Consider the following 4281-nt stretch of genomic DNA (forward strand, 5'->3'; position numbering starts at 1 on the left):
TAATAATATTTAGGTACTAATATAAGGTGTGAGTACGATCGCTGGAGATGCGGGTGTGTCGGGTAAAGCAATTTGGATTGAGGGTGGTACGCGCAGTGGCAAAACAGATGCGATAGTTGCTCAATTTTGTCAGTGGTTGGACGAGCGAGTTGTCCGGAGTAAACATTCGGAGCGGGATGCCAAAATTTTGGTGTTGGCGGGTAATGATGATAGTAAGCGCGATCTCAGCGATCGATTAATTGCCAAGACGCATGGTAAATATCCAATCTCAGCCAAAACGCCGATCGGATTTATTCAAGAGGAGGTGTTGTTATTTTATCCCCTCCTGATTCAGAAGTTAAGATTACCTGCGTACTTCCCGTTGAGATTGCGTCCGGAGACGGAGCAGGAGTTGGCGACTAAGTTATGGCAACCCGCGCTAGAACGGCTCAACTGGCGAGAAATTGCGCCGTCTGAGTACCGATTCGTGCGGCGGATTCTGGATTTACTGCAATTGGCAGCCTATAGTTGTACGCCCCTGGCGGATTTACCAGCAATCCTCATCCAGGGGTTTGGGGCGAGTGAAAATGGCGAAATCTATCAGTGCGTAGAGTCTTTAGCTAGCGAGTGGCGGGATTGGTGTCTCGATCGCGGGTTGCTGACTTATGGGATTATGACGGAGTTATACTGGCGATATTTATTACCACAGCCTGAATATCAGCGCCAGTTACGCGATCGCTATTGGGTGATGTTAGCTGATGATGTGGATGATTATCCCGCGATCGGGCGACAGATTTGCGAGTTTTTGTTAGATGCTGGAGTGTGGGGAGCATTTAGTTACAATCCCGATGGGATGGTACGGTTGGGTTTGAGTGCCGATCCAGATTATTTATTAGGCTTAAAGGCTCGCTGTCAGGGTGCTAAAGCCGATCTAGATCGGCAAGTTATTTATCTAGATTCGCTACCGACAAATCTTTTAGTCGATAGCCATAGTAGTATCGATTCGATCGTTAGCGCCGTCCTTAATCCTGGCAATGTGCCCAGCCTCCCGCCCAGCATCAGCACGATCGAAACGCGCACGCGGGGGGAAATGCTCAAAGAGACTGCCCATGCTGCGATCGCGCTGATTACTAGTGGTAAAGTGGCACCGGGCGAGATGGCCATCATCGCGCCCGGTTTAGATGCGATTTCGCGAGCGACGATTACCGATATCTTCAGCCAGCAGCAAATTCCGCTCGCCTCGCTCAACGCTCAACTTCCCCTCAATAGCGATCCGGGCGTGCGCGCGCTGCTGACGCTGCTCGCATTGACTTACCCAAATTTGGGACAGCTTACCAGTCGGGATGAAGTTGCCGATCTGCTCGTGACGCTCAGCCCACTACATCCGCCCCAAAATGCGATCGCCGCCTCGATCGATCCCGTGCGGGCGGGCTTGCTTGCCGACTACTGTTATGCGCCCTCGCTATCCCAGCCGCGCCTGCTCCCCTACACAAATTTCCCGCGCTGGGATCGACTCGGTGCGAGTGCTACCAAGGCTTACGATCGGATTCTCGCGTGGGTAGAACGCGCCCAATCGCAACAACCATCGCCCCTGAATTTATTAAATGACGCCATCGGGTATTTTTTCCAGCAAGGTAGCTACCTGCCTAGCGATGCTCCCAAGGCGCGGGTATATCAAAAACTTTCCGCCCTGCGCGAACTGATGGAAACCGCTCAACACTACTGGCAAGTATCCGAGCGCACGCATAGCCCAGCGGAATATCTCGCATCCGCCCATCAGATTACCGCGCAATTTATCCTCTTACTCCGTCAAGGTACCATCAGTGCCAACCCCTACCCCACCAGTCCCTTGCAACCGCAAGATCGCGCCGTGACGCTTTCAAATATCTTCCAGTACCGCGCTAGCAAGCGATCGCACGCCTATCATTTTTGGTTGGATGTTGGTTCGCCATTATGGGCGGAAGGTGGTGCCGCGACGCTATATGGTGCCAATCTGTTGCTGCAAGATCGGATGGGCAAACTCTGGACGGAACTAGATACCCAAGCCAGTGACGAACGTCGCTTGGAGCGGATCTTACGCGATCTGCTCTATCGAGTTAACGATCGACTCTACCTCTGTAATAGCGATCTGGCAACTAACGGACAAGAACAGATGGGCGCATTGCTATCCCTAGTGCATGGCGTGGCTATTCAACTAGAACCTCAGCGGTTTCCAACCGCTGCTCGGAGTGCAAAGTCCGCCTACGCGGACTAGTTAATCAGTCCGCGTAGGCGGACTTTGCATCATCAGCCGCGACTTCAGTCGCAGGCATCTCGAGCGGTAACAACTTATATTTAATCGCATTGAGCCACTTATGCTCGATTCACTCCGCACTCGAATTGAGGGCGGGAAGTGCCGGAGCGCTCCCAAATTTTAGGAGTAGCAACCCGACTAAAAAGCCGATCGTCAAGCCCGAAAAGTGACCGATAATACTCGTACGCCCGTTGGTGATGTCAAACACCAACTGGAACCCGACACTAAATAGCACGGCTTGAAATTGCCGCCCAGCCGCAGCGACTTTGGATTGTCGCCAGCCGCTGAGATGGATTGCGCCGATAACCCCCAGCATCCCCATAATCGCCCCAGAAGCACCAATCGTTGGCGGCTGCGGCAGCCAGTTCGTACTGATATAGGTAATCGTCGCCATCGAGCCAATTCCCGCAGCAATATAGGCTAGCAGATACCGCCAGCTTCCCAATCGATACTCGACAAATTTGCCCAGATAGAGCAATGCCAACATATTCATTCCCAAGTGCAAGATCCCCTCATGGAGAAAGTTCGCTGTAATTATCCGCCACCATTGACCGTTAATTACCAATGGTGTAGCCAATTCACCCCACAGTCTAATCCTCAAATCGTCATCGCCCAATCGAGCGCGAACAAATAATTCCAGCCCAAAAACTAGGACATTCACCGCGATTAAGAGGTTGGTAATCGGCGTACGTGCAGTAGTCGGCGCTCGATCGCCATAGCGCACATCTTGGAGCAGTGCCGACTCCATTTGAGCGATACTCGCCCAATCTAACGAACTCAGTTTTTCCAGATCTGGGAGTGGTTGGGACAATCGCCAATCGATATCTTGCTGAATACAGCTATCTGTGGTGCTATGTCGGAGATCCGTCAATTGCGCTATCGCTGCGCCGCTATTGCCAGCCGCTAGCTCAGCCGTACCGATCCAAAATTGATGGATCTCGCTGGGATACATCGATAGCAAACCTTCACATGTGTGAATAACGGCATCGACGCGCCCACAGTAAGCGAGGAGATAGATTTTTAGCAGATTTAATTGTTGATGATTGAGCTGTCGATCGCGAGCGAGTTTAGTTACTTCGATGATACACCGATGCAAGTCTCCGGTTTCTGCCAACGCCCGCAGGTAAAAAACCAAGCTGGTACCGCCATCTAGCTCCAGTTGCTCGCGGGTGAGCCGCGTTCGCACCCAGCTAATATATTCCGACCAGCGATCGGTAGAACGATATAATAAAGCAGTTGCCGAGCGATCGAGCGCGGTCGATCTGTGAGATTTCTGGTGTGGTAGATCTACCAATCCATAGCGATCGAATATCTGGTAAGCTGTCTCAAATTGTCCTGTCTGAGCGATCGCTAACGCCCGAAGTAAGTGGTGATAGTGCCACATCCCATCCGTCGGTGCCAACCATTTCAGCCATTTTGCCATCCGACTGGCTGCGGCAAATTGCGAGCTATCGACTAATGCTTCGAGGCGGCGCATCAACAATAGGGGTAGCAACACGAACGACACCCACGCCCAAATCCCGATCTTCATCATCAGAGCGGGCATAAAATACCAGCTCATCGATAACATAATCAGCACGACGATCGCGGCAACCTTCAGGCTAGAATTACTGCGGGATGTCGGTAATAATAGCGCTAAGCAGCTAAAGATCGCAATTTGCACCAAAACAATACTCGTAAAGTCCATTCGTACTCAATCGTCGCTATTTACTTAGATAATTACTATATTAACTAAAGATTTAGTTTCTCCCGCGATCGATTATCCTCTCACCTTTTTTTTGATTATGATTTGCGATTGGTCGATCGGCGATTTACCGGGTTTAAATAAGCCCGAACAACTTTTACTGCAAGAGTTAGGAATTATGACTACCGGGCAACTCCTCTTAGTCGCCCCAGATGCCGCTACCAAGCAACAACTAGCCAGTAGTTTGGGTGCCAAAATTCAGTATGTCAATAAGTTAGTAGCGTTGGCAGATCTAGCCAGATTACCCGGAGTCGGCTGCCAGTAC

At 51.1% G+C, this 4281-nt stretch carries 3 protein-coding genes; 2 read left to right on the forward strand and 1 reads right to left on the reverse strand.

All coding sequences use genetic code 11. The features are described from left to right. Positions 1-28: 28 nt before the first annotated feature. The gene (locus tag RMO35_RS18710; protein ID WP_309743039.1) at positions 29-2233 is read left to right on the forward strand and encodes a recombinase family protein; all 2205 of its coding nucleotides are present in this window, start codon (positions 29-31) and stop codon (positions 2231-2233) included. A 109-nt stretch (positions 2234-2342) separates the two neighbouring features. Here the strand turns inward: RMO35_RS18710 and RMO35_RS18715 are convergent, their stop codons facing one another. Further along, positions 2343-3959 carry a rhomboid family intramembrane serine protease gene (locus RMO35_RS18715; RefSeq protein WP_309743041.1) on the reverse strand — a complete coding sequence of 539 codons (1617 nt, stop codon included), beginning with the start codon at positions 3957-3959 and terminating at the stop codon, positions 2343-2345. 97 nt (positions 3960-4056) lie between these two features. Between RMO35_RS18715 and RMO35_RS18720 the strand changes: the two genes are divergently transcribed. Beyond that, positions 4057-4281 (forward strand): DUF4332 domain-containing protein (locus RMO35_RS18720; protein WP_309743044.1); only part of this gene is annotated, 225 nt, incomplete at its 3' end.

The organism is Chamaesiphon sp. OTE_20_metabat_361 (genome assembly GCF_031364565.1).

Coding starts and splice junctions, on each gene's coding strand:
- RMO35_RS18715 (WP_309743041.1), bottom strand. CDS start 3,959: ATGGACTTTACGAGTATTGTTTTGGTGCAAATTGCGATCTTTAGCTGC.